The sequence below is a fragment of the Tissierella sp. genome, assembly GCF_031460495.1.
Classification (GTDB): Bacteria; Bacillota; Clostridia; order Tissierellales; family Tissierellaceae; genus JAVKTS01.
The window spans coordinates 89,466-116,097 of the sequence record NZ_JAVKTS010000006.1; the positions used below are offsets into that span (position 1 = coordinate 89,466).

At 33.2% G+C, this 26,632-nt stretch carries 16 protein-coding genes; all 16 read right to left on the bottom strand.

What is annotated here, in order from left to right:
- Positions 1-28: 28 nt before the first annotated feature.
- On the bottom strand, positions 29-8,293 hold the full coding sequence (locus RIN63_RS13395) for an S-layer homology domain-containing protein (RefSeq protein ID WP_310445247.1): 8,265 nt from the start codon (positions 8,291-8,293) through the stop codon (positions 29-31).
- Positions 8,294-8,420: 127 nt separating this feature from the next.
- Positions 8,421-9,179, bottom strand: a complete 759-nt coding sequence (locus RIN63_RS13400; protein WP_310445248.1) for an OAM dimerization domain-containing protein — start codon at positions 9,177-9,179, stop codon at positions 8,421-8,423.
- On the bottom strand, positions 9,179-10,732 hold the full coding sequence (locus tag RIN63_RS13405) for a lysine 5,6-aminomutase subunit alpha (RefSeq protein WP_310445249.1): 1,554 nt from the start codon (positions 10,730-10,732) through the stop codon (positions 9,179-9,181). The genes RIN63_RS13400 and RIN63_RS13405 overlap by 1 nt, the downstream gene beginning before the upstream one ends.
- A gap of 72 nt (positions 10,733-10,804) precedes the next feature.
- Positions 10,805-12,424 carry a MutS-related protein gene (locus RIN63_RS13410; protein ID WP_310445250.1) on the bottom strand — a complete coding sequence of 540 codons (1,620 nt, stop codon included), beginning with the start codon at positions 12,422-12,424 and terminating at the stop codon, positions 10,805-10,807.
- 1 nt (position 12,425) lies between these two features.
- Positions 12,426-13,454: a hypothetical protein gene (locus RIN63_RS13415; RefSeq protein ID WP_310445251.1), complete on the bottom strand. Its 1,029-nt coding sequence runs from the start codon at positions 13,452-13,454 to the stop codon at positions 12,426-12,428.
- A 49-nt stretch (positions 13,455-13,503) separates the two neighbouring features.
- Positions 13,504-14,754 (bottom strand): lysine 2,3-aminomutase, encoded by a 1,251-nt coding sequence (gene ablA / locus RIN63_RS13420; protein WP_310445252.1) that lies wholly within the window; start codon positions 14,752-14,754, stop codon positions 13,504-13,506.
- Between the two features lie 104 nt (positions 14,755-14,858).
- Entirely contained in the window at positions 14,859-15,896 is a 1,038-nt protein-coding gene (locus RIN63_RS13425; protein ID WP_310445253.1) for a zinc-binding dehydrogenase, read from the bottom strand.
- Between the two features lie 321 nt (positions 15,897-16,217).
- Entirely contained in the window at positions 16,218-17,606 is a 1,389-nt protein-coding gene (locus RIN63_RS13430) for a sigma 54-interacting transcriptional regulator (protein WP_310445254.1), read from the bottom strand.
- 69 nt (positions 17,607-17,675) lie between these two features.
- On the bottom strand, positions 17,676-18,479 hold the full coding sequence (gene murI, locus RIN63_RS13435; protein WP_310445255.1) for a glutamate racemase: 804 nt from the start codon (positions 18,477-18,479) through the stop codon (positions 17,676-17,678).
- 94 nt (positions 18,480-18,573) lie between these two features.
- A complete protein-coding gene (locus tag RIN63_RS13440; protein WP_310445256.1) occupies positions 18,574-19,794 on the bottom strand; it encodes a hypothetical protein in 1,221 nt (406 codons plus the stop codon).
- A gap of 163 nt (positions 19,795-19,957) precedes the next feature.
- Positions 19,958-21,325 (bottom strand): germination protein YpeB, encoded by a 1,368-nt coding sequence (ypeB, locus tag RIN63_RS13445; protein WP_310445257.1) that lies wholly within the window; start codon positions 21,323-21,325, stop codon positions 19,958-19,960.
- A gap of 10 nt (positions 21,326-21,335) precedes the next feature.
- Positions 21,336-22,046 (bottom strand): spore cortex-lytic enzyme, encoded by a 711-nt coding sequence (gene sleB, locus RIN63_RS13450; protein WP_310445258.1) that lies wholly within the window; start codon positions 22,044-22,046, stop codon positions 21,336-21,338.
- A 133-nt stretch (positions 22,047-22,179) separates the two neighbouring features.
- A complete protein-coding gene (gene spoIIR / locus RIN63_RS13455; RefSeq protein WP_310445259.1) occupies positions 22,180-22,776 on the bottom strand; it encodes a stage II sporulation protein R in 597 nt (198 codons plus the stop codon).
- Between the two features lie 133 nt (positions 22,777-22,909).
- Positions 22,910-24,031 (bottom strand): Ger(x)C family spore germination protein, encoded by a 1,122-nt coding sequence (locus tag RIN63_RS13460; protein ID WP_310445260.1) that lies wholly within the window; start codon positions 24,029-24,031, stop codon positions 22,910-22,912.
- A complete protein-coding gene (locus tag RIN63_RS13465; protein WP_310445261.1) occupies positions 24,032-25,123 on the bottom strand; it encodes an endospore germination permease in 1,092 nt (363 codons plus the stop codon).
- Between the two features lie 2 nt (positions 25,124-25,125).
- Positions 25,126-26,622, bottom strand: a complete 1,497-nt coding sequence (locus RIN63_RS13470) for a spore germination protein (protein WP_310445262.1) — start codon at positions 26,620-26,622, stop codon at positions 25,126-25,128.
- Between the last annotated feature and the right edge of the window lie 10 nt (positions 26,623-26,632).

Genomic DNA, 26,632 nt, shown 5'->3' on the forward strand with positions numbered 1-26,632 from the left:
CTAAAAATAGAATTAGCCTTTTTATTACTTAATTGTATTTCAGCAATACTTGTTCAATGAACCTTTGTAGAATTGTAGCCATTTCAGCTCTTGTAGTGTTTCCTTGAGGCTCTATTCTGCTTTCGCTTCTACCTTTTATCAGTCCTTCTCTGACTGCCCATTCCATTGCTTCCAATGCATAGTCTGAAATCTCAAGGCTGTCATCATAATTGGATATGTCAACTTTGTTTATAGGGTATCCTTTGTATTGTACATATCTATAAAGGATTAGTACAAATTGTTCACGGGTAATACTCTTGTTTGGACCAAATTCCATCTCATTCATGCCTTTTACAATTCCATTTGCTTCTCCCCAAGCAACAGCATTTGCATAATATTTATCCTTAGTTACATCTGTAAATTTGGATTGTCTTACTGTTGGTTCCCCTTCTATACGATATAGAACAGTGAGGAACATTCCCCTGCTAGTTTCCATATGAGGACTAAAATCCTTGTCACTTGTGCCAATCATTAGGCCTCTTTCGTATACAAATTTAACTGCTTCATAAAACCAGTCTCCTGGGGAAATATCTTTAAAATTATCTTTATAGTTATTTATTACTTCAAATTTTAAATCTACTTTAGGGTTTTTTGGTTCCTCAGGTTCCTCTGGCTTTTTTGGTACGCTTGGAGTACTTGGTCTAATTGGTGCATTTGGTTTATCTGGCTCATTTGGTTCTTTTGGATCTTCTGGGTCAATTATTGGGCCCTGAATCCTTTGAAAGTTTACATCAACGGAGCTGCCAACCTTGTTAAAATCAAATACAGTAAAGCTACTTTCCTCTCCCATTATTTCTATTAAGCTATTATTCTTAAGAGGGCTATGGCTTTGCTTAGTTTCAATAATATTGCCATTTTCATCCTTTAGGCTAACAATTATATTACCATTATTTATTGACTTCATGGAATTATTTAGAGCTTCTACTGTAACTGTAGTCTTATTATCCTTTGATTTCATGAAGCTTCCTAAGGACACTACTTTGTTATTTTTAGTTATTAGGCTTTCTATTTTCTTATAATCTATATTGTTGTATATATCCCTATCATCTACAGGCTTATTATCTTCATATAGGACTACATTGAAAAATACTCTATATCCATCTGTTGGTATTTCTCCATCTTTATCTAAAATCAATTCTAATATTTCTTCATCTAAAATAATATCCTTTACATAAATTCCATTATTTATAGTATCTAAATCCTTAGAGCTAGTTATGGTTTCAGTCAATATAGGCATAGTATCAAAATCATGACTAGTATATACCTCAATAGATATACTATGTTTTCCCGCCACTAAATCAACTGGTGAGCTATTCTTTAACATAAGACTTAGAACACGCTCTCTGTCCTTTTCTTTTATTGTTTTTATATCATATATCTCAACATCTGGGATTGCAATTTTTAGTGTTCCTTCTTTAATATCACTAGATGTTGAAAAATTTGATAAGACTTTATATTTTGGATTTTCTATGACTTCAGGTACCGTATAAAGTACTACAATTCTTTTATATTCTCCTGGCTTAATTTCCTCTTCTATCTTATAGTTTTGATCACCTATGTTAATATTTACTTCTGTAATAGGCTCTATTCCTTCATTATAAAGAGTAAATCTAATAGGCATGTCAATATTTGGTAGTACATCCTCCAATGAAAAATATACTTCCTCTAGAATAGCTGAATTCTTATAACTTGCTTTAGCAATGGCTAGCTTAGCCTTAGGCTTTTCCATGTCTGTATTATCAGAAATCAATAAACCAAAGTTAATTTCCTCTGAGGCTTCGTCAATATATGCATTAGAGAAATCTACAGTATGGTTATCTTCCATCTCCAAAAGCTTTATTTTAGGTGTTAAGATATGGTTAGCACCATCAAATATAATTTTTCTTCCCCATATGCTGTCCTTATATAGGGTATTGATATCCTCATATGATTTATCAATTTCACTCCATATTATAGATAAATCCTCTAAGTCATCTGCTCCCTTTGTAAATTTAAAGTTTGTATAGTTACCTAAATCTACAGTATCTTCTGCAACTATTTCAAAATCAGGATATAATGTTCCATTGGAATTAATAGCTACTATTTTAATTATATTTTCACTATAGCCATCAGCTATATTTTCTGTATTCCAACCTATAATAAATCGTTGTTCACTATCTGGAAATTCAACAGATGTTATTTGAGGATTTTCATCCTTCAATTCATTATTGGTTAGTCTAATATTTTTGAGAATATTTCCTTCTTCATCTAGAATTGCGTAAAACACTTCTGTATTCCCTGTTTCTCCAATTGCAATTTCATAGGTAATGGCTGATATTCCATTAGATAGCATATCTACATTAAGGGCTCCTACCTTATCTACTGTTCCCTCATATAAGACCTTAGCTTCACTCCATTTGTCGCCCTCAAGGACGGAATACATTATATTGTCCTTAGAGCTGAAGTCTAATGGATTATCTATAGATGATTCTAGGTTTCTCCATGCAACTATCGATTTTTCGCCATTTGTAGCCACCACAGGCATCATATCAGCACTATAGTTTTCCGTTAGCTGATATGTAGTTATAATATCTCCATCATAGCTACTGACCATTATTTCAGCTTTTCCTAGTATATTATAAATATCCTCATCAGTTGCTTCTTCACCAGCGTCTTCTATTTTATCCATTACTCTTGTCCAGGCAAGTACAGCTCCTTCTTCAGTTCCATCTATTACTAAATCCATATCCCCATATTCTGATGGATTTATTTCATTACCTGGAGAATAATATTCTCCAGATTTCCTTGTAAAGTACACAGCTGTATCATTTATATTAGTACTATTACTATCACTTAGATATGCCATAATCATCCCATCATCTGTAAATACAGGGTTTGAATAAGGATAGGCATTTGTTTGTAATATGGTCATATTTTCTCCAGTAGAAGTCATTCTTCTCAGTGAGTTATACCATGATCTATTATAGTTTTCTAAATAGGATCTATCTTCAAATTTAACTGTCTCATCTAGAGGCTCTATTTCCATATAGTAATAATTTTCATCATCCTCTGCATATCTCATTAACATAGATTTGCCTGTTTTAGAGGTATATAGTTTGCTGATTTCATCAAACTTATTAAATTTCCAAGTCTTACTTGCTTCTGCTATTTTTATTTTCTTTGAATATTTAACGAAGGCAATTTTGCAGGTGAATTTAATTCCTGTTTCCCCTGCTATAGTCAGCCTTTGACCATTCTTTTCTCCGCTAATTCCATTTAACCATAGATATTGTTGATCTAAGTCTATTTGTCCATATGGTCCTAGTTTTAGACTGGCAACTTTATAATCTGCCCCTAAGCCTCCAAAGCCATAGACATAGAAGTATGGGCGAAGCTCTGTTATATAATCTCTAGTAGAATAATATGCATTTTCTTCTTCATCCCAATAATAGTCGTAAACTATGTTTTTCCTTCCAACTTGAGCTGTAAATCCTGTTATAAATTCTGCGGTTACTGGAACTGGACCAACCCAAGAATTTACGACCATACTGTAGGTTCCTCCTGCTCCCAGATACACATCAGAATTTAAAAGAATCATTTTCCATTCTTTATCCTGTAAATCATAGTAAATTTCCGATTCTAAATAAGCTCCTCCACCATAGGTCTTACTAAATCCACCATGTTTTTTCTTACTTGACTCCATGGTTGACTTGCTTTTCTGTAAATAATCTCCCTTTTTAATAGACTTTAAATCACTAATTTCAGGCATAAAGCTAAGTTTTTCATCTTTACCAGTATCCTCTAGAAATACTCCTGACGGATTTTCTCTAGTCAAATCTCCTACGGCAAATTTAATCATACCTTTATATACTAGAGGATTATCTGTAGGTTGAACTTCAAGTCTAATGGAACTTGTATTAATTCCATATAAAGATAGAAAATCTAAGGTGTCCTTCACAGTCCCGCTTAATCCAGAGTTAAGGTTTGAGGGGGACATAATTGTGTTTTGAAAATCTCCTGCAATATCTTCAATTTCTTCTACTAGATAGTCATCCATCTTAGGTACATCTATTAAAGTATTAACTATTAATGAATCTGATAATTTTATTTCCTTTGTACTTGTATTGTCTGATATCTTAAGTTTTAAATACATCCTTACCTTATCCAAATCCTTGAGGCCCTTAAGATAGTCTTCCATATGAAAATCACTTTTAACTAAAATAGTATCAGTAAATTCGTAGGAATATTGTGTTGTTTCTGCAACTAAAGTTGAGTTGTTTCTTTCATCAGTTAATTGAATATCGTAATTTTTCTTCTTATCTCCTTCAATTGCCATTTCCATAGTAAATATTGCACTATCTGCTTTTTCTATAATATTTATTGCACCATCTACACCTTCTACCTTACCATTAATGTTTATAGTTTGATAGAATATCATGTTGTCGCTAAAGTTATTAGTATTTATTTTTTCAATGGATTTATAGGCTATGGCTCCATAAGGTATAAATTTGCTTTGTCTTATGGTATCATTATCTATTTTTATTATCACCGGAAAATATGATCCATCTGGAAATGTTACTTCAATTACATATTCAATATTATCCTTTACAGTTATGGAACTAGTATCAGTTTTATTAATGAATTCATTGGGATTGAAGTTTAAAGCAAAGAATTCAAATTCATTTTTACTAATAGTTTGCTCTAGCTTTCCACTAACCCCATTAATTTTTGCATCTGGGCAATAAACCCCATTTCTATATACTCCACCCTTGATCTTTATATCTCCCAAATAAGTTATATTAGTATCTCTATTATATAATTTTATGGCAGCCTTATACTGTACCGGTGAGAAGTTTACTATAGTTTGAGGATATAGTCCAAATTCATTTGTGGACTTTTGGTTAGCTTTTATCTGACTATTGCTAATTACAACAGGCTCATAAAGATTTGTATCCTTTGGAGTAAAGGTTACACTGCTGCTGATGTCATTTTCCTCATATATGGCTATTCTACCTTTTTCGTCAGTTTTCTGTGATTTATTCTGATTATCTCCATTTGTATAATATACTCTAGCTTCTTGGGCTGGATAAACCTGAAATATAAATAGCTTATCCTCAGATTTATCAATTTCTACATTTAAGCTTGTTTTCATTCCCGTTAAGCTATGAGTAGCTGTTATAGATGTATTTCCACTTGATACTCCTTCTAACAAAAACTCAAGCCCTGGCAAAAAACCAATATTTGAGTTATCTATCTCTTTATAAACACCACTATCATTATACTTAAGAGATATTTTATTGTTATCTTCTACCTGCCATACAATCTTATCTGCAAGACTACTCCATTTGTATTCTTTATTATTTATGCTTATATTTTCTCTTAAGGTTATTTTTCTATTTAGAGCTAGTATTTCTTCTGATGTCATAGTTGAAAACATATGATTATTATTTAAATATAAAGTATCAATATGCCTATCTCCTGCCATTATTTTAAGGGCATTTGAATTATATACATACAAAATATAAGAATCATAGGAGAAGGTTTCACTAGACTCATTTTTTGCTTTCAATACTATAGTGTAGATATCTACAAGTCTAGATCTTTCTACTGAATCTATATTTATGGGGAGTTCTATGTTTATATCTGCTGGATTAGTCGTAGTAAAGAATGGTACATCTTCACTATTTTTGGTTATAGATAGATCAAACTGGGTTTCCTCATTAAAATTATCTATTTTAAATCTTGCATCTATATAATTATGTTCATCTGTTGTATAAAAATTAGTAGGTTTATATAATATTGCCTTTACATTGGGATATTTTACAGCAATATTAGCAGCTGCTGATAGTATTCTACCTGTTGCTAACTCTGTTGAAGATATCTCTAATATATAGCTAAATTTACCTAGTTTCGATGTGTTTACAAGATACTCATTATTAATAGTATAGGAGGTTAGATTTTCATTTGTTGTAGCATCTAGGCTTTCTGTATGAACTAAATCTCCTTTTATAAGATTTTCATCTATATATTTTGCCTCATATAAATTATAATTAAATCTTGTTTTAGTTCCATTGCCTCCATATAGTTCATTGTTCTCAACTATATTAGTAGCATAATATACAATCGCATTATTACCTTTGGTGATTTCAATGTTTTTTCCACTACTAGGTATAGTCAAAAATGTAGTACTAGGGTTTAATACTTCTAAGGTCTTGCTATGAATACTAAATTCCTTGCCACTTATTCCACCATTTAGTGCTGTCAATGTAAATTCAACAATCCCAATTTTTCCTGTCAAAAGGATATTACCATTATTAGTAATAGTTGCAATGCTTTCATCTTTACTTGACCACTGGAAATCTGTTGAATCTTGCCATGTTGCATTATTTTTTACATTATAATTTAATGAAATAAGATCTTCATTATCGGCAGAAATTCTATTAGTTGACGGCCAGTTAGTATATAGGATTTCCAAGTCACTAGGATCATCTATATATATAATTGGTAAGATTGTATATTCCTTTAGCAAGGGATATACAAGCTTGATTTCATCAGTCACATTCTCTTTAAAATATATTTCTGTAATATAGTAGTTATTTTCATCTGATAGATTTTGAGGCGGGTTAAATTCACCTCTAAGTTCATTACCCAGATGACTTTCATGGTAATATAGATCCACAAAAGTGGGATCTCCATCATTTCCTATGACCCTTGCCTTGATATTAGGTATTACTCCATCTCCATTGGTATTGGCTCCCAGCCAACTAGTTAGGTCATAATTATCTGCTATGGATATGATTACCTCACCTTTGGGTTCCATTCCATTGTTGATTATGTTTATATTAGTATTTGCAAAGTATACTAAGGATTTTGCTGGATCAAAAGAAGCAAATGTAGATTCAAATAATTGTGTGCTGTATGCTTCATCTTGTGGATTTCCAGCTAAATCTATTGCTCCTATTACATCTGTCACTTCTATATAAGAAGGGAAACCATCTATTAATATGAAATCATCCTTGTCTTCTATTTCAAGTAAAAAACTAACTTCATTAGAGATAGTTCCATCTCTTTCTACGGGATATAGGATTCTATCATTGACTTTTATACTGATATCATCCACTAATACTGGCTCATTATATTCTATGGTTATAGGAATATTCTCTCCATAATAAAATGTATCACTAGGGGAAGAAATTTCCTTTACATAAGGATTGATTATATCTATAAAATTAATTTGCTTTTCTATATAATTATTATTTGCATCATTGAAATAAGTATAAACAGCCTCTGTTACTGTTGAATAATCAAAATGACTGTATATGGAGCTAATCATTACATTAGGCTCTCTAGCTGGTCCTAGGTTTATTTCTTCTATTTCAATAGTGCCTAGATTAAAATCAGTTATATTATTGTTAAGGATTGAAATATTCTTTGAAAAAGAAATTCTATCTATAAAATCTGTACCGATGATAAAACTAACATCTCCAATTGTTTCTGGATCTTCTGGATTTTCTGGGGCTTCATTCTCATTATGAAAAAATCCAATAGGTAGATTTATATGAGAAAATACACCTAGATCTATGATAGTTCTAAGGTCTCCTTCTATTTTTGTGTCATTGGCAATATACATGGTATCACTATTGTTGAAATATTTACCTGGGCTTTCTGGGAATTCTTCTACATCAGTTAATTTAGATAGGTCGACTAAATATGTTTCTTTAGCATTATTATAAGATTCGGTTAAATCAAGTTGATTTTGAATTCTTATAGGAATAGTCATATTTGGCTTTTCATTGTAAAAAAGGGCATTTTCAATATTGCTGCAATTTACATAGAATACTCTATCCTTAGTCCAAAACTGACTTGGATTGGATATATTTCCAAATTCAACAGGATTATTCACTAGTCTATAAACTTCTATATCCAGTGATTTTTCTGTTTCTCCTGCTGCAAAAATAATAGTTCCCTCTTCTATGGCAGAAAAATGCTCATTACTTCCGCTACCTGAGTATATTTTGTAGTCAAAGGAAATATCTTGGGTAGCGGGATTGTTTAGTTTAAATTTGACTACTGTGCTATGGCTAGTATCATAATCTGCATAGATATTTTCCTCTAATTCATAACTTATGAGACTCCTATAATCTACTTCAAAAGAGCTTACCCCTTCAGCCATGGCTGGATTTGCCATGGGATATGCATTTATGACAATGGATTGAATTAAGATACATGCGACTAAAATCATATTAAGAGACCTTTTTAACTTAGATGAACACATATTACCCCTCCTTTCAATGACCGCAGTCATTTATAATTTAATATTACTATTTATTAGGAGAGTAGTCAATAAAAAATAAGTTTAAAAATCGGTGCCTGGCACCAATTTTTAAACTTATTGGAAATTGTTATACTAAGTCTCTGTTTACCATTTCTGTTACTACAAATGTTGCTATATCTTCTGCGTAGGAGCCTGTTCCGAAGCCTGCGTCATAACCTAGTTCTTTGGCTAATTCATGGCTGATCCTTGGTCCTCCACAAGCTAATACTACTTTATCTCTTAGGCCTTCTGCTTCTAGTAGTTCTACTAGTTGAGTAAGGTTTGGTATGTGAACATCTTTTTGTGTAACTACTTGGGATACTATTATTGCATCAGCATTTAACTCTATTGCCTTTGCTACTAATTCTTCATTAGGCACTTGTGAGCCTAGGTTATATGCATCTACGCCTTCATATCTTTCTAGACCAAAATGGCCTGCATATCCCTTCATGTTCATAATAGCGTCTATTCCTACTGTATGGGCATCTGTACCTGTACAAGCCCCTACTATAACTACTTTTCTCTTAATGTTATCTTTAATGTATTCTTCTACGGCTTCTTTAGATAGTACATCTACATCTACCTTTGGAACTTCAATTTTTGTAAAGTCTACTGTATGAGTAGTTTTACCATATACTACAAAGTAAGTGTATCCTATGCCTAAGTCTTTTGAATATACTACTGCTGGTTCATCAAATCCCATTTTTCTAGCTAGTTGACGAGCTGCTTCTGATGCTTCATCGCTTGCTGGTACTGGAAGTGTAAATCCCATTTGCACCATACCGTCATTCATTGTATCTCCATATGGTTTTATATTTGTTAAATCTACCTTTGCAATTTCCACCATTATTTGTCACCTCCAAGCATCAATTCAATAAATGGATTTAAGTAACCTGAGTCCTTTTTAGCTACTCCGTCTAATCCTTTTCCACCTGTTCGTGACCTTTTTACTCCACCAAATTTACCTTGTTCTATAGTTTGGAATAATCCTTCTTTTTCTATTTGAGTAAGAAGAGCTTCTGCATTTTTTAGGACTTCTTGTGCTCTTGATTGAATCATTCCGCCTTCCTTAAATTCTATCTCATCTCCTAAGTTTCTAGCATTATTGAAGATATATTGAGCATTTTCAATGGATAGATATCTATCATGTAAATGAGGTGTATGGATTGCTTCTGTTAACATTCCTAGTAATTGAATTCCTTGGTTTGTCATTATGGATACCATGTTGAACAATGCATTTTGTACATGTCCTTTAAATATATTTCCTGTCATGAATTTTGTTGGAGGCATGTACTTTAGTGGTGCTTTAGGGAATATTTCTCTTGCCATTTGAGCTTGAGATAATTCAAGTAAGAATCCATTTTCTACGCCTGGCTCCATTTCAAATGCATGGCCTAGTCCCATTTGTTCTTCTGGTATTCCAGCTTTTAATGCAAATTGTTCATTGATAAATTGTGAAGCTAATACTGTATGGGCTGCTTCTACTGCATCATCTGTAGTTAAGTAATTGTCTTCTCCAGTGTTGATGATGATTCCAGCGTAACCATTGATTATTCTTGAGAAATATTGGTCTACTAAGGTTCTTTGCATATTGATATCTCTAAATAAGATTCCGTATAATGCATCATTTAACATCATATCAAGTCTTTCGCTTGCTCCCATGGCAGCTATTTCTGGCATACAAAGTCCTGAGCAATAGTTACATAATCTAATATATCTGCCTACTTCTTCTCCTACTTCATCTAATGCTGCTCTCATTAGTTTGAAGTTTTCTTGGGTAGCATAAGTTCCACCAAAACCTTCTGTTGTTGCACCATATGGTACATAGTCAAGCAAGGATTGTCCTGTAGTTCTGATAACTGCAATAACATCTGCTCCTTGACGAGCTGCTGCTTGTGCTTGAACTATATCTTCGTGGATATTTCCTGTAGCTACTATTACATATAGATATGGTTTTGCACCTTCACCTATTGTATTTAGATATTCTTCTCTTTTTTCTCTGTTTGCTTTGATTTTAGCTACTGTTTTTTCTGCCATTTCATATATAGTTTCTTTGATTTTAGCTTCATCTTGGGCTGGAAGTCTTGTAATGTCTATTTCACCTGTTGCTATTTTCTCAGCGATTTCTTGAGGTGTAAGTCCTGTGTTTACTACTGCGTTTCCTATCCAGTATGCAGCACCTCTTTCAAGGCCTCCACCTTCTTTTATATTGTCTACAACAACATTTGGAAGTGGTTTTTCTATTTCATCTACTCCATCTATTCCTAGAAGTCTGACTATTGTTCGCTCTGTTGCAACAGTTGTATGTCCATCTATGAATTTTTGCACTTCATCTGCAATATTTTTAGCTGCATTTCTTGAGCTATCAATTAATTTTTGATCAAGATTTAATTTTGACATAGTTTATTACCTCACTTTCTTTGAAGTCTTGTGGAAGGACATGTGGGACACAACTCCTGTCCCTCTGTCCCATTATTTTAAAAAACTTTCTGCTAGCTTAAGCACTTCTTTATTTAGTCCCATTATTCTTGCTATGTTTAGTGCGTCTTTGGGGACTTCTTCTTGGTTTTTTACTACTTTTAGTCTGTAGTCCATATGTTTATTGATTATGTCCAATTTATCTTCTTTGGAGATTTCCAGTGCTAGGTCTCCAAAGTCCAATTTGGATAGTCCTACTACTTGGAGGTGGGCTACATTATCTAAATTAGCCACATTATCATAATGGGTAGTTAGTAATGTAATTGATTTTTTCTCCTTGAGATATGCTACGATTGCCTTTGATATTGCATAGCCTTCCTCTGGATTTGTGCCTCTTGCTAATTCATCTATGAGGATTATGCCCTTTTCATCTGCCATTGATATGGCTTCTCCAACTATTTTGATCTCTCCCCCGAAGGTGGAAAGTCCTGAGTCAGTTGATTGCATATCTCCTATGGAGGATTTAATAAAATTATTAAGTCCTAGTTTCATAGATTTAGCTGGAACAAAAAGTCCATATTGTGCCATGGCTGACAATAGCCCTACTAGTTTTAAGCTGATGGTCTTTCCTCCCATATTAGCTCCTGTGATACAGGCTACTCCTTCTCTTAGGGCTATAGATATAGGTGTAAAGCTTAGTCCCTTAGTCTTTAAGAAATCTGCTACCTTGGGATGGATTCCATCTTGAATTTCTACACTATGTTCTTCAGTTATTTGTGGTTTTATACCATCTATATCTAAAGCAAATTTTGCTTTTCCTAATATTAAGTCTAATTTTCCTATATGGGACATATTTCTAAAGATTTCTTTCCTTCTCTTATTTACTTCCTTGGACAATTCTTCTCTTATTCTTAGTTCTTCTTTTTCTTCTCTATCCTTTAAGATGAGGATTTGTCTTTCAAGCAAGGTCATTTTTTCCGAAGGCTTAATAGCGAATTTTATGTTCATATAGGTTTCTGATACATAAGTAAGATAAGGATACTCTTCTACTTTCTCAATTAAATCCTTTCTATCCTTTGGTATGACAATGGAAGAATCGGGTCTTAGGTCGATATTTAGTTCATCCTTTATCTTTTCCTTTATTTCTTTTTTCTCTAGCTTTATTTCTTTATCTGCGTTCCTTTTTTTCTCTCTTATATCTCTTAATTCCATTGAATATGCATCATATATATAAAAGGTTGATATCCCTGTGTTCTCAGGGTCTAGGGCTTTCTCTAGAGATAGTATTGGTCTTATTTCAGTATCATCAAATACTGGAATATTATTTTGTTTTATTAATAAGTCTAAGTCTTTAACTAAAAAAAGAAAGTTTTTAATCTCAAATAGCTCAACTTCTGTAAGAATAAAGCCCTCCATTGTTCTTTTCACCGAGGTTCTTAAATCCTTTATATGAGCAAAGATATTGTTAAACTCCCTTCTTATGTCCTTGTTTTCAACTAATGGAATAAACTTTTCAAGTTTATCTAATTCTTCCATCAATTCATTCTTTCTGTGGACTTCAAATTCCTTTAATCTACTTTTATACATCATTCCGTATGGTGTAAGAGTAGATATTTTATTTAATATATATTGAAAATCTAAAGATTCTTTTGTACTTTCATCCATAAATCTCATATTATTCACCACCTAATATTAAATCCATTACTGGGATAGTGTTAATGTAGGATTTCATTTTTGCTAAAAAATCTACTGGCTCAAAGTAATATCCTTGTGGTGCATAAGGATTTAATGTTATACCAATCAGATTGATTGGGTCTAATACTTTTATTCTAACACCTTGTTTCATGAACTTTAGCCAATCTCTAGGTTCTATAAATATCCTTGTTCCATCACGAATTACAATATCTATGTTTTTATATTTTCTTGTTGATCTAGTCAAATCCTCTAATGTACCATTGACTAAAGAACCTGGAATAACTAAATATCTTGAGTTATCCTTTAGGTGATCACCAATTATATGGCCTGCATTTAAGGCTGTTTTTAATTGGATTTTATCTATATTATTATTTTCATCTATTACTGCTAATTGGTTGTCCTCTATTAACTCTCTAATGCTATCTCTTGCTGTCTGATCTTCTATGGTAGAGAGTCCTAAGGTATTGACTACATGGATTGTTTCCTCTATGGCTTTATTCATATCCCTAGATAATACTGCACCTGTAGCTAAAATTGTAGCCTCTGATATTGCTGGAGCTGCTTGAGACAACCTGTCTAATGCTCCGTCTATTATTGTAAACTTCGCACCTAGGCTTAGCATCATATCACAAACTGCTTTTATTTCAGATAGGCGCTGGGGGCCTGCTATTTGCACATAGCCCCCATCTTTTACTTTGCCTATTATTATATCACCAAGGGGTGTTCTGTAATCTGTTACTTTTAGTATTTCTATATTAGCATCTCCAAGTTCTAACATACCTGTTGATGTTGCAATAAAAGATCCTTCATCTAGGAATATACGAGGCTTTTCTGTTTCAGTTACAATATCTAAGGATTCGCCATCACGACCAATAGATGTAATTCCAATAGATACTCCTTCATCAATTGCTTCACCTATTAAATGGTTTAGAGATACTGTCTTTCCACTATTTTTAGCCATTCCTACTATGGATACTATTTTGTATTTACCATTTATTAGTTCTAGCATTGAAAAACCTCCTTATTCAGTGAAGGACCCTGAGGTCCTTCACTGTGTTTTAGTTGTGTCTTTTGTGTCTTGCTAAATCATTTGGTTCCATTGATTTTACTTCTGGTCCTTGTAATAGTTCTGCTACACCAGTGATCAATGGTTTTTTCTTACCTGTACAAATATCACATTTACATGGTTCTTCTAGTATTTGTGGTTCAGTATAAGTTGTGATTACACCTTCAAAGTTTCTTAGTACTACCTTAGTAGGTGATTGAGAAATTATATATTGAGGCATTACTGGAGTTTTTCCTCCTCCACCAGGTGCGTCAACTACAAATGTAGGTACTGCATATCCTGATGTATGTCCTCTTAATGCTTCAATTATTTCAATTCCTTTTGATACTTTTGTTCTAAAATGCTCAATTCCCATGGAAAGGTCACATTGATAGATGTAATAAGGTCTTACTCTCATCTTAACTAATCCATGTACTAAATCCTTCATTATATGTGGACAATCGTTGATTCCTCTTAGAAGTACTGATTGGTTTCCTAATGGAATACCTGCATCTGCTAACTTTGCACAAGCTGCTGCTGATTCAGGAGTAATTTCCTTTGGATGATTAAAGTGAGTATTTAACCAAATTGGATGATATTTCTTTAGCATATTTACTAAATCATCTGTAATTCTTTGTGGTAATACTACAGGCGTACGACTTCCTATTCTCACTATTTCTACATGAGGTATTTCTCTTAGTTTTTTGATGATATATTCCAATACATCATCTCCAACTAATAATGCATCTCCACCTGAAAGTAATACATCTCTTACTTGTGGAGTATTTCTAATATATTCAATACATGCGTCTATTCTATCTCTAGGTACTCCCATGTCATTTTGTCCTGCAAATCTTCTTCTAGTACAATGTCTGCAGTACATTGAACATTGGTCAGTTATAAGGAATAATACTCTATCTGGGTATCTGTGAGTTATTCCTGGTACTGGTGAATCTTCGTCTTCGTGTAATGGGTCTTCTAGGTCAGATTCACTGATATGAGTTTCCATTAAAGTAGGAACTGCTTGCATTCTAACTGGGCAGTTGTGATCATCTGGATCCATTAAAGAAGCATAATAAGGTGTAATACCTACTCTGAATTTTTCCATTACTGTACCAATGTTTTTCTCTTCTTCTTCTGTTAAGTTAATAATTTTTCTTAATGTATCTACATCTGTAACTCTGTTTCTTACTTGCCATTTCCAGTCATTCCATTCTTCTTCGGTTACATTTTTCCAAATTTCAATTTCTTTATAATGTCTCACTTAATTAACCCCCTTATATTTTAGTTAATAACTAACAGTGAATAGTGATGCAAAGGGGACTGCCCCTCTGCTCCATGTGGGACAGTACTCCTGTCCCTCTGTCCCTACGCGTATAGTTCTGTGAATATTTTTCTTAGTTCTGCTGATTCTCTCATTAGTTCTAATGATATTGCTGCATGTCCTTTTGTATATCCGTTTCCTACTATCATGTTTACATCCTTGCCTACTCCTTCTGCTCCTAAAGCAGCTTTTGTAAAGCTTGTAGCCATACTGAAGAAGTATACTACTCCATCATCTTTACAGATTAGGATTGATGACATTTCTGTATTTTGTATATTTACTGTATTGATTACTACATCAGCTAATTCTCCATTTGTAGCTTCTGAAACTTTTTCAAGGATTTCTACTGCATCTGTTGCATTAGCTTTAATATATACATCTGCTAAATTAGCATCTTTACATCTTTGAATTGTAGTATCTCTTGAGCCTATGCAGATAACTTTACCTGTAACTCCTGCTCTTTTCTTTGCTTCGTATAGACAAAGCATACCTGATTTACCTGTTCCACCTATTACTACAACTGTATCTCCAGGTTTAACTAATTTTGCTGTTTGGGCTGGTGCTCCAGCTACATCTAATACTGATAATGCTAAGTTTTCTGGCATATCTGACGGAATTTTAGCGTAGATTCCTGATTCAAATAGTATAGCTTTTCCAACTATATCTACTTGGTCAACATCTGATCTGATTTCTTTAAATTCGTCTATGCGAAGTGGTGTAAGTGATAATGATACTAATGTAGCAATTTTGTCTCCAACTTTAAGATCTATTTTTCCTTCTAAAGCTGGTCCAATTTTTTCTACTGTACCAATTAACATTCCGCCTGAGCCTGTAACTGGGTTTTGGTGTTTACCTCTTTCTGCTACAATGCCCTTCATTATTTTCTTGATTTCTTCTATGTCTCCCTTAGCTTGCTCTTTAATTTGTGTAAAGCTTGCTGAGTCTACGTTCAATGTTTGTACGTCAATAAGTATTTCGTTGTCATAAATCTCCATATCGTTGTCAATTTTTAATGCTGGTTGTGGCAACACTCCCTTTGGTTCAATAACCCTGTGTGTACCATATGGATTTCCTTTTTTCATTTGACATTCCTCCTAAATATTATTGAATTTTATTTATTTACTTAATTCACCATGATTAATTAATGCAACATTCATGCCAAAGTTAGGATACAGCCAATTTAGAATTAAATATTATAAATTGTGAATAAAAATACAATGTTTTAGGGTTTTTTTCAATTTATTGTTCTTATTCTGGTATTTTTCTAGTGAAATAATAGAAAGTATACTATTTCTACCAGAAGATTGGTGCCGGATTTTGGGCGAAGTAACGGAGATGCTTTTTTGTCTTTTGAATGGGACAGTACTCCTGTCCATCTGTCCCGCTCCGGGCAATTGATTAATTTAAATTCCTAACTTTGATATTCTATATTGGAGTGTTTGTCTTGGAATCTTAAGTAGTTCTGCTGTTTTGGTTATGTTGTTATCTGTTTTATTTAAAGCTTCTTTAATTAGGGTTCTTTCTGTTTCTTCCATGATTTCATTTAGAGATGATTCATATATATTAGTGTTCTTCTTATATTGTCTAAATTTATATGGCAGTTCTTCCAATGTTATGTTTTCTACATCATTGATACTCATTATTCCTTCAATTAGATGTTCTAGTTCTCTTACATTACCATCCCATTCATAATTGTGAAATATGTCTAGGACTTCCTTTGATATGCCTTTTACATTCTTATCAAACTTTCTATTGAACTTATCTAGGAAATAATTTGAAAGTATTGGAATGTCATCTTTTCTTTCCCTAAGGGATGGTATTTCAAAGGAAACTACATTTAATCTATAGTAAAGGTCTCTTCTTAGCTGCCTCTTTTCTACTGCTTCCTCTGGTAAAACATTTGTTGCTGCAATTATTCTAACATCAACGATTTTGGTATTTGTTGCTCCTACTCTCCTAATTGTGCCATCTTGCAATACTCTAAGTAGCTTTGATTGTAATTCTAGGGGCATGGAGTTGATTTCATCTAAAAATAAGGTACCAAAATTTGCTAGTTCAAATAATCCAGGTCTATCTTCCGCTCCAGTAAATCCTCCTTTGATTGTCCCAAAAAGAATTCCTTCTAATAGGTTTGCTGGCAGCGCTGCACAGTTTTGTGTGATAAATGGCTTAGATCTTCTTGGGCTTGAATTGTGTATGGAGTGTACAAATAGCTCCTTTCCAGTTCCTGTATCTCCAGATACTAATACGGAAACATCTGATTCTGCAGCCTTTAGGGCAAGATTTTTTAGCCTAAGAATTTCCTTGTTTTCTCCTATTATATCTTGCAATGTAAATAGAGCTGACTCCTTATCCTCATTTAGTGATTTCTTTTCTTTCTTGCTACTGTATAGTTTACTTTGAAGATCTACTATCTTTTCTGACATTTCTCTTACTGTTGTAATATCTATTGATATTTCCAGAGCACCAAGTATCTTTCCCCTGCTAGTAATTGGAATGGATGAGTTTATAGTTGTAATTTTTTCTCCTTTATAATTTAGAAAGGTTTGCTCTTCTTTATAAATGGGTTCTCCAGTTCGTATAACAGTAAGCAATGTGCTTGTTTCTTCTGTAAGGGATGGATATATTTCAAGTAAATGTTTGCCTACTACCTTGTCTCTATCTATTCCATCTATGCCTTGAGCAAACTTATTGTAATATACAATTATCCCATTCTTATCTATTACATGAACTCCTTCTTCTAGATAATCTAAAATTTCAATTATATTTTCTCGAAAAAACAAATCCTTCAACTTAATTCCTCCTTTGGTGCTTAATTTTGGGCAGTAATTGCCAATTTTTAGGCACTCCCGTGCCTAATATTAAACATCTAATACTACTTTTTCAGTTATTCCTATTTGTTTTCTGATCATATTTCCACCAATTCTCTTAAATTTCTCTGGATCATCACTTACATAGTATTTGTATATTCCATCTTCTAGCTTTTCATTAAGTAGTCCTTGTTCCTTTAGGATGTTTTTTGTTAATTTTGCTGTTTCGTAAGCTGGATTTACTAAGGTCACTTTATCACCCATTACCTTGCCTATGGTATATCTTAGGGCTGGATAATGTGTGCATCCTAATACTAAAGTATCTATATTATGTTCTTTTAATTCTAATAAGTATTTTTGCGCAGCTAGATATGCTACATCTGAATTCTCCCAGCCTTCTTCTACTATTTGAACAAATAACGGGCATGATACCCCAATTATCTCAGAACTAGGTAGCAATTTTCTTATTTTTTTCTGATAGGAATCGGAGTTTATTGTGCCTTCTGTACCAATTACGCCTATTGTCCTATTCTTAGTACATGCAGCGGCAGCAAAAGCTCCTGGTTCTACTACTCCTATGATTGGAATATCAAACTCTTCCTTAGCTTCTTCCATGGCTAAGGCAGATGCTGTATTACAGGCTATTACTATAGCCTTTATACCCTTAGTCATTAAAAACTTGAAGGACTCTTTTACATACTTGATTACTGTTTCTTTTGATCTAGTTCCATAGGGAATTCTAGCTGTATCTCCAAAGTATATTATATCCTCACCTGGTAATTGTTCCATTATTTCATTTAATACTGTTAACCCACCAATACCTGAATCAAATACTGCAATTGGTCTATTGTCCATAAAATTTCACCTCATCTCTATTTTACTAATAATATATAGATTTTACAAGAAAAAAGAACACTCTAGTGGAGTGTTCTTTTTTAGAAGTTATTTCCTATGGTAGTTGTGGTGCTTCTAGTGTTGGTTCTGCTTCTGTTTCTACTGGCATGAAGTCATTCATATTTGTCATTTGTGCTTCTAACATTTGCATCACATCAATTGAATTATTCTCATCTACTTTTGGTAATTCTACTCTTATTACTTTGTTATTGATATTGTAAGCTCTTGACTTGTAGTTGATTTCTAAGTTTAATACACCTTTTGCTTCTTCTCCTAAAAGTTTAGCTATTTGTCCAATATCTATTCTGAAATCAATAGTACCTGCTTCATGAGTAATATATCCTTTTTCGTTAATACCAAATTCTATAACAATACCTTTTTCTCCTAGTATGGTTACATCTTTATAAGTATCCATAAATGTATTGAATTTTGCTTTGATATTTGGCATTTCTTTTTCGATTTTTTCTAATTCCGCATTAATTTCTTCTATAGCTGCTGCTTTTTCTTCTTCTGGAAGATTTACCATGTTTATGACTACATCCATGTATTCTTTTATAAATTCCATTGTATCTTCATCATCCATGAAGTAGTTTCCTGTATATCTTATTAAATCTTTTAATTCAGCGTCGTCTATTGTTAATTCATAGATAGTTAAATTTTTTCCATCAACAATTCTTTTTTCTTTTTCTTTTACTATTTCAAATCCTGGTTTAAATTTCTCTACCATGTCTTTAAAATATTCTTCCATCTTAGGTTGTAATTCCTTGCTCCATTCCATCAGCTCATTGAAGTTAATTTCTTCACTTGTAGAATTCATCAATTCACTCATATCATATACTAAGTATTCCTTAGCAGGATCTGGTGTAATAAAACCCATTAGCATGGCTGGAATCTTGATAACTTCAAATATTTCAGGACTATCGCCAGACATATCTGTATCAACCCATATACTTATGTCTTCATTGATTAAACCTTGAACATTTAAATTCATATCCACCTTAGCTTTAGCAACTGTCTTATCTTCATTTTGTACCATTCTTTGTTTTAATGTAAGTTTTGACATATTGATTAATGCCATTACTTGTTCTATGTTTGCTTGCTGGTCTTCTGGGAAACCTTCTGCATTTAAATTAAAACTAATTTCTGAACTTGAATCCATTGAAGATATGTCTTGCATCTTGCTAAAAGCATTAAAAAGTTTTTGCTCATCATTTACACATGCAGTCAAACTCATTGCTATTACTAATATTAATGCTATTATTGATATTTTCTTCATACCCATATACCCCCTAAATTATTTGCACATATTATGTACATGTATTTGTTGTTATTATTATAACATTTCAGTTTCTATCTTACAAGGATTATTGGAATAATGTGACTTTAGTAACTTTATTTGTCAAGAGGTTGAATATAAAACTCTCCAACCTCTTGATTCTCTAGAATGTTAGTGTACCATTTTCATCTTTTATTATCTGCAATATTTGCTCCTCTTTGCCATCTAAAGCATTTATATATATAATGAAATCCGAGTCATTATATTTGCCTTTGAATTCATAGCAAAGGATTTCATTTTTACCCTTTGGTATTAAGGCTAATCTGATGGAGTCTATGTTAAAATTAGTCTTTACCTTGGATTTTGCTTCCTCTTGGTCTATATGTGGAGTATCAATAGTTCTATTATGATGATTCATGTAATATGCTGATGCATCAAATCCTACTATTTCACCTGTATCTAAGGCTACTTTTACCTTGATCAAATCTGGGTAAATGGTTACATCATTTTCCTTATATGCAAAGTTAAACAATATGGTTCCATCATATTTTAGAGAATAATTAGGCTCCATACCATCAAAACCTTTCTCTTTTAAATAATTTGATGCCTTTTCCTCTGCATTCTTTATAGATAGTTTTGCGTTAGATACTGCCCTTGGATTTACCATCCATACTACTTTACCACCCTTTTTCGATACAGCCAAGTAAACCGCTAAGTCCTTTTGTTGGTTTTGTGGATATATATGGAATGTATGAGAAGGGATTTTCACTTCATTAATATTTTCTCCTTCTTCAAACAATTCCACATCACTAACCTTATTCTTTCCAAAAAACTCTTCTGCAACGGACCTAGCTTTCTCTACTGACACATCATTATCCGGAAGCCCTACGGGTTTCCTGTTTAAAATTTGGTCTGAAAAGGGACCATCATATATTAATTCTGGTGACTTACCCACTTGTTTATCTAAGTTTATCAAGGATGTCTGAAATACGTTTTCATCCCCTTGTTTTATTTTTTTAGTTTGTTTATTGCTCATTGATGCTACTAAAAAGTTTGATTCTCTTAAACTATCTTGAAGCTTGGATAGCTCTCCATTAAATGAAGCTGCATTGGCTTGAAGACCGTTTAAGGCTTCTCTTTGTTCATCTGTGACTTCTTCTCCTTGGAGATGCCTTTGTATCAAATATGAGGAATAATCTCCTGCCTGAGTTAAGAACTTCTCTGTTTTTGCTGTTTCTGCGTGAGTAATTGGCATTTGACCTAGTTTATCCTTTGCAGAAAATGCTTCGCTCATTATTTGAGAAAACAATACTATATTTTGCTCTTTTGAATTAGCGACTAAGGCTTTGGATAAGTTTACTTGAACATTTTCCACATGCTTTTTTACATCAAAGAACAAATTTTGATAGTGATTTTCCAATGCAATTTCATGCTGTCTTCTTACTTGATTTTGATTATATCCCCACACTAAGGCTGCAACTAGTAGTAGACTTAGTAGACTAGGGGCAATTAAATGCCTTCTATTATTCATTTCTTACCTCCTATAAGCCAAACCAGTGTTTCCCGATTTTAAGCATTACTTTTCTTGACCATATCCATTTAGATGTTGCTGTAGCTGGATTCCAGTAGTACAAACATCCATAGGTAGGATCCCAACCATTTAAGGCATCTCTTGCAGCTTTTATGGAATCTTTATTTGGAGTTAAATTTATTTGTCCATCAGCTACTGCAGTGAATGCCAATGGCTGATATACTACTCCTGCTACTGTATTTGGGAAGGATTGGCTTCTTGTTCTATTTAATACTACTGCTGCTACTGCTACTTTACCTACATATGGTTCTCCCCTAGCCTCCCCATGAATAGTTCTAGCTAACAAATACTCATCAGCACTTCTATTGACACCTTGAGTTGATGCAGTTGTAGATGTAGTTGCCATACCTAATGCTTTAGCAGTGGATGGTCCTACTACTCCATCTACGGTTAACCCATTTTTAGCTTGAAATTTCCTAACGGCTCTATAGGTTCTTGCTCCATATACTCCGTCTACTGATCCATCATAATATCTCCATCTCAAGAGTTTATCCTGTACAGTTCTCACATCCTGCCCCTGTGAGCCCCAATACAGAGTCCTTGGTGCAAACAATGCATTATACCTTGATGCTGTTTGAACAGGCTTTTTTGGCTCATAGAATAGGAAAATTGAAAGAAAAAGCATAACAAATACTGTGGTTAATATAACAAATCTTTTCAATGTCTTTTCTCCTTTCATCATTTTTCTTAAAAATGCTTTGTAGTAGCTTTTTCTTATTTTTAGTATTATTTCATTTTTTATACATTAAATTTAAATAAGTTTGGAAATCGGTGCCAGGCACCAAAATCCAAACTTATTCTTTTAGTTTATTAATGAGGTCTACTATTTTCCACTTTAGCTTCAATGGTGGTTCTTGGTCTTTGTCTATGGTTACCCCTAGTTCTTCTTCTATGTTATATGCTACTGAATGGGTAATATCTGCAAAGCATAGTGGTGGAAACATTATGCACCACCAGTTTTGACCTTTCCCTTCTCCTAAGGTAATTAACAAAGTTTCATATTTTCCTGCTGGTAATACTAAATTTCCATATTTCCGTGTAGGAAAAGTGTCTTGCCCTAAAGTCACTGCTACCGAATAATCTTCCCCTTCTTTTTTTATGACTTTCTCTGTTATTGCTTTCATTTCAGTAATATTATTCTTGATTATGTTTCTACTTTCATCTAGCGATTTGGTAGACTCAAATTTCTCTCCCATTTCCTTTAATATCTCATCTCTTATCTTAAGTTTTAATGCTTGATCTTCCTCTTTATCACTATTTGCTCTTATATGGAATCTGATGATTTCATCCTTGTAGCCTTCTTTAGCATTTGCCTCTATTAATGGATGAGCTAAATAAGTATAAGAGATAATAAATAAAGATAATAGCAGTATTGTTTTTTTATATTTCATTTTCCTTGGCCCCCTAACTTGTCCTTTTCTATTAGTAATTCTTGCCAAAGATCTAATTTCTATACATAAATATTTAGGACAACAGGAGTAGTGTCCCATGGGACACTACTCCTGCCCCTCTGTCCCGCTCTCCCTATTTTATTAATCCTACTCTTCTAAGTCTAGGAGTTACATTTACCTCTATTTCCATTTCCGAGAATACTTCATCCCAATCTTGGGATACTTCTTTCCATATCTTAGGGTGGAATTTGGATATATATTCTCTGACACCTATTACATCTGCTTTATGCTCTTTTTGTAATACTTCCAATGTATGATTTATTTCTTTTTCCATTACTTCTTTAATTGATTTTTCCATATTTTTAAGTTTTTCTTCTCCATCTATCTCTGGCTTGTCTCTTATTATATATTCCTGCAAAGATCCTTGTGTTTCTATATCTATTTTAAATTTTAGATTTTTTTCACCTTTTATTAGCTTTCTCTTCATATTTTGTCCTGTTATTTCATAGGACAATGTGGCATCATTATATGGTGCGTCTATTATTCCAGTCTTCACTTCACCTACAAGAAATGTAATCCCTCTGTTTTCCACTTCCCCTATATGCCCTACTACTTCATAATCTTTAATTATACATCCTCCAAAAACCTTAAGATCATTATTTTCAACCTTTATTCTAGGCACTATTACTGCTCCTTGATCCATGCCTTGGATGAAGTCTGTTAGAGGTTTTGATCTATATCTAACTGAAGAACCAGTATTGTTAAGCAAAGTATATACAGTCCCTTCTATAACTTCTTGTTTTGTAGCTTTAGGCACGGATTTAAGTACATCTTCAGCTTTCCCTTCTGCTGTTGCAATTAATAGTTTTTTGTTTATAACATAATCTCTACTTAGCCCATCCAAGATTTCCCTCATCCTATGTGAATCATTTGCAAGTTCTTCACCTATTATTAATGCTCTTATATGTTTGAAGTAAAATGGATATTGTACTATGTGGGACATTTTTTTAGTTCCTTCAAAAATAGAAGTTGCAGGAATTGAGACTACAAATACTCTTTCTTGTTGGGTTGCATTTTTTCCTATGGCATTAATATTGAGGTAAGATATTGTTAATATATAATCCTCTCCCTCATCATGATTTAAATCTACACCTATTGAATAGGGAAATATCCTTTGATTTATTTCCACCATATCCCAACATCCTGTAGTTAATATTAGTATAGCTATTATTATAATCAACAGTATTTTCTTCATTTAAGCCCTCCTCCTCGTTTTATAATATCCAATACAGTAGATTATCATAGGCATCAAAATTGCTGAGAACAGACCTGCATAATTGAGGACTTTTCCTAACTTACTACTGAGTTCTATGATGTTCTGAGGCATTAGAGCTATTATGTATATTAAAGGCAAAAGAGGTAAAATAAATAGGTCTTGAGATTTAGTGCTACATAGATTTGAGAGGATTTTTCCTCCTGCATAGTAAAATGGCGCTATTGACCCAAAAACAATTATGACCCAAATTGCCACCACTAGGCCATCTAAATTTTCAATGAAAAATCCAGGTAAATCAATCTCCTTAATCAAAGATAATGTAGGGAAGGTTTGCCTTTGTAAATGACTAAGTCCATATTGAGATAATGATATTACGAATATAACCGTATACACCAGTATTACAAGAGCAATACCCATAAGACTTGATTTTAAAGTCTTTTCTCTTTCCTCTGCAAAAGGCAGCACAAATAATAATATTTCGAATCCCATATAGCTAAAAAAGGTGGTTTGTATACCCTTCGGTAGTTGTTTGATGCTGGATTGGAATACTGGCAACATATTTGTAAAATCTAACTCTGCTAAAGTTACTAGAGTCAAAAGTATTATAAATCCTATTACGATAGGATAGATATGATATCCAGCTCTACTAATGATTTGAACATCTAGTCTTGCTATATAGGATGTGGCAATGATAAATGTAACTATTATAATCTCTGTTGGTGTAGTGAGTAACAAGAATGCTTTTATCATCTCAGCAAGATTTCTTGCCACAGATGCACTTACAAGAATGCAATCAAATAATAATACTATAAGAAAGATATTAAATATCCATTTCCCTAGAACCTCTCTCCCAATTTGGAAGAAATCTTTATTTGGATAAAGTTCAAATATCTTGTTTATAATTATTAAGAATGGAATTACTAGTAATCCTGATAGTATTATAGCTATCCATCCATCATTTCCCATAACTAATGATATTTCATTTGGTAGTGTTAGTATTCCTACCCCAACTACCGTGGAAACCACTAGAGCTTTTATTTGTTTAGATGATATCTGATTAATATTTTTCATTATTACCTTCTCCTCATCCTTCTCTTGTTTCTTGGTTGTGTAAAGGCTGGCCTCTTTTCTAATGTTTGTATTGGTGCCTTTATTAGAGTGTCTTTTAATTCTCCTGAATCAAGTCCTAGCCCTGAATATGGTGATGTAAATGGTACTCCATAGCTATTTAGTTTGATTAAATGTGTGCCTAAAACAATTATTCCTAGCATAATCCCATATAGTCCCAAAATAGCTGCTCCGAAAATTAAAAGAAATCTCCAAACCCTAAATCCTGCTGACAATTCGTAACTTGGTATTGCAAATGCAGATATGGTTGTTATTGCTACTATGATTATCATAAGGGAACTAACTATTCCAGCTTCCACTGCTGCTTGACCTATGATAAGTCCTCCTACAATGCCTACAGTTGTACCAATGGGTCCAGCTATCCTCGTTCCCGATTCCCTTAAGAGCTCCATGGTGAGTTCCATCAAAACTGCTTCTACTACTGCTGGGAAAGGGACATTCACCCTACTTGCAGCTAAATAGTAAATCAATTTTGTAGGAAGTATCCCAGGATGATATGCAGTGATAGCTATGTAAAATGCTGGTGCTAGGACAGATAATAATATAGCTATCACTCTTATTATTCTTATGAGTGAAGCCTCTGTCCAACGAGTATAATAGTCCTCAGAAGATTGCATTAATGTACCTAATGTAGCAGGTACCATTAGTGCAAATGGAGAATTATCAACTATAATAGCCACTCTGCCCTCATAAAGCGCTGCTGACACTGAATCAGGCCTTTCTGTATTTTCAATTTGAGGAAATGGAGATAAATAATTATCCTCTATTAAATTCTCTAATATTGAGCTATCTAGCACTGCATCTATATCTATGGATTTTAATCTTTGATTTACTTCTCGAACTAAAGATTTATCTACAATATCTTCCATATACATGACTGCGATACTAGTTTGCGACCTTCTGCCTACCTTTTCCATCTTGATTTTCAAATTAGTATCTTTGATTCTTCTCCTAACTAAAGTCATATTGACCTTTACGGATTCAGTAAATCCATCTCTAGGTCCTCTAATTACTGTTTCTGTTTCTGGCTGACTAACACCCCTTGAAGGCCATCCCTTTGTGTCAAATATTAAACATTTATCCACATTATCAATTAAGATTACTGTATCCCCTGAGAGTACAGCATTTATTACATTTTCCATATGGAACTCTTCTTTTATATCTATAGTGGATAAGGCCTCTTTTGCTATTACATCAATTAAAGAGGATTTAAAGCCTTGAAGGGAAAAGGATCTTATTTCTTCTTCTCTAAATAAAGAAAATATTGCATGTTCGGCAATATACTCCTTGTTTACTAGCCCATCTATAAATACTAAAGTCATCTTTATCCTATAGACATCTCCAACTTCAATTTTTCTAAACTCAACATCATCACAATCAATGAATATTGTTTTTAATATTTCTTCATTTTTCTCTAGATCTTTAAGTAGTATTTTTTCCATAGCCAGCCCC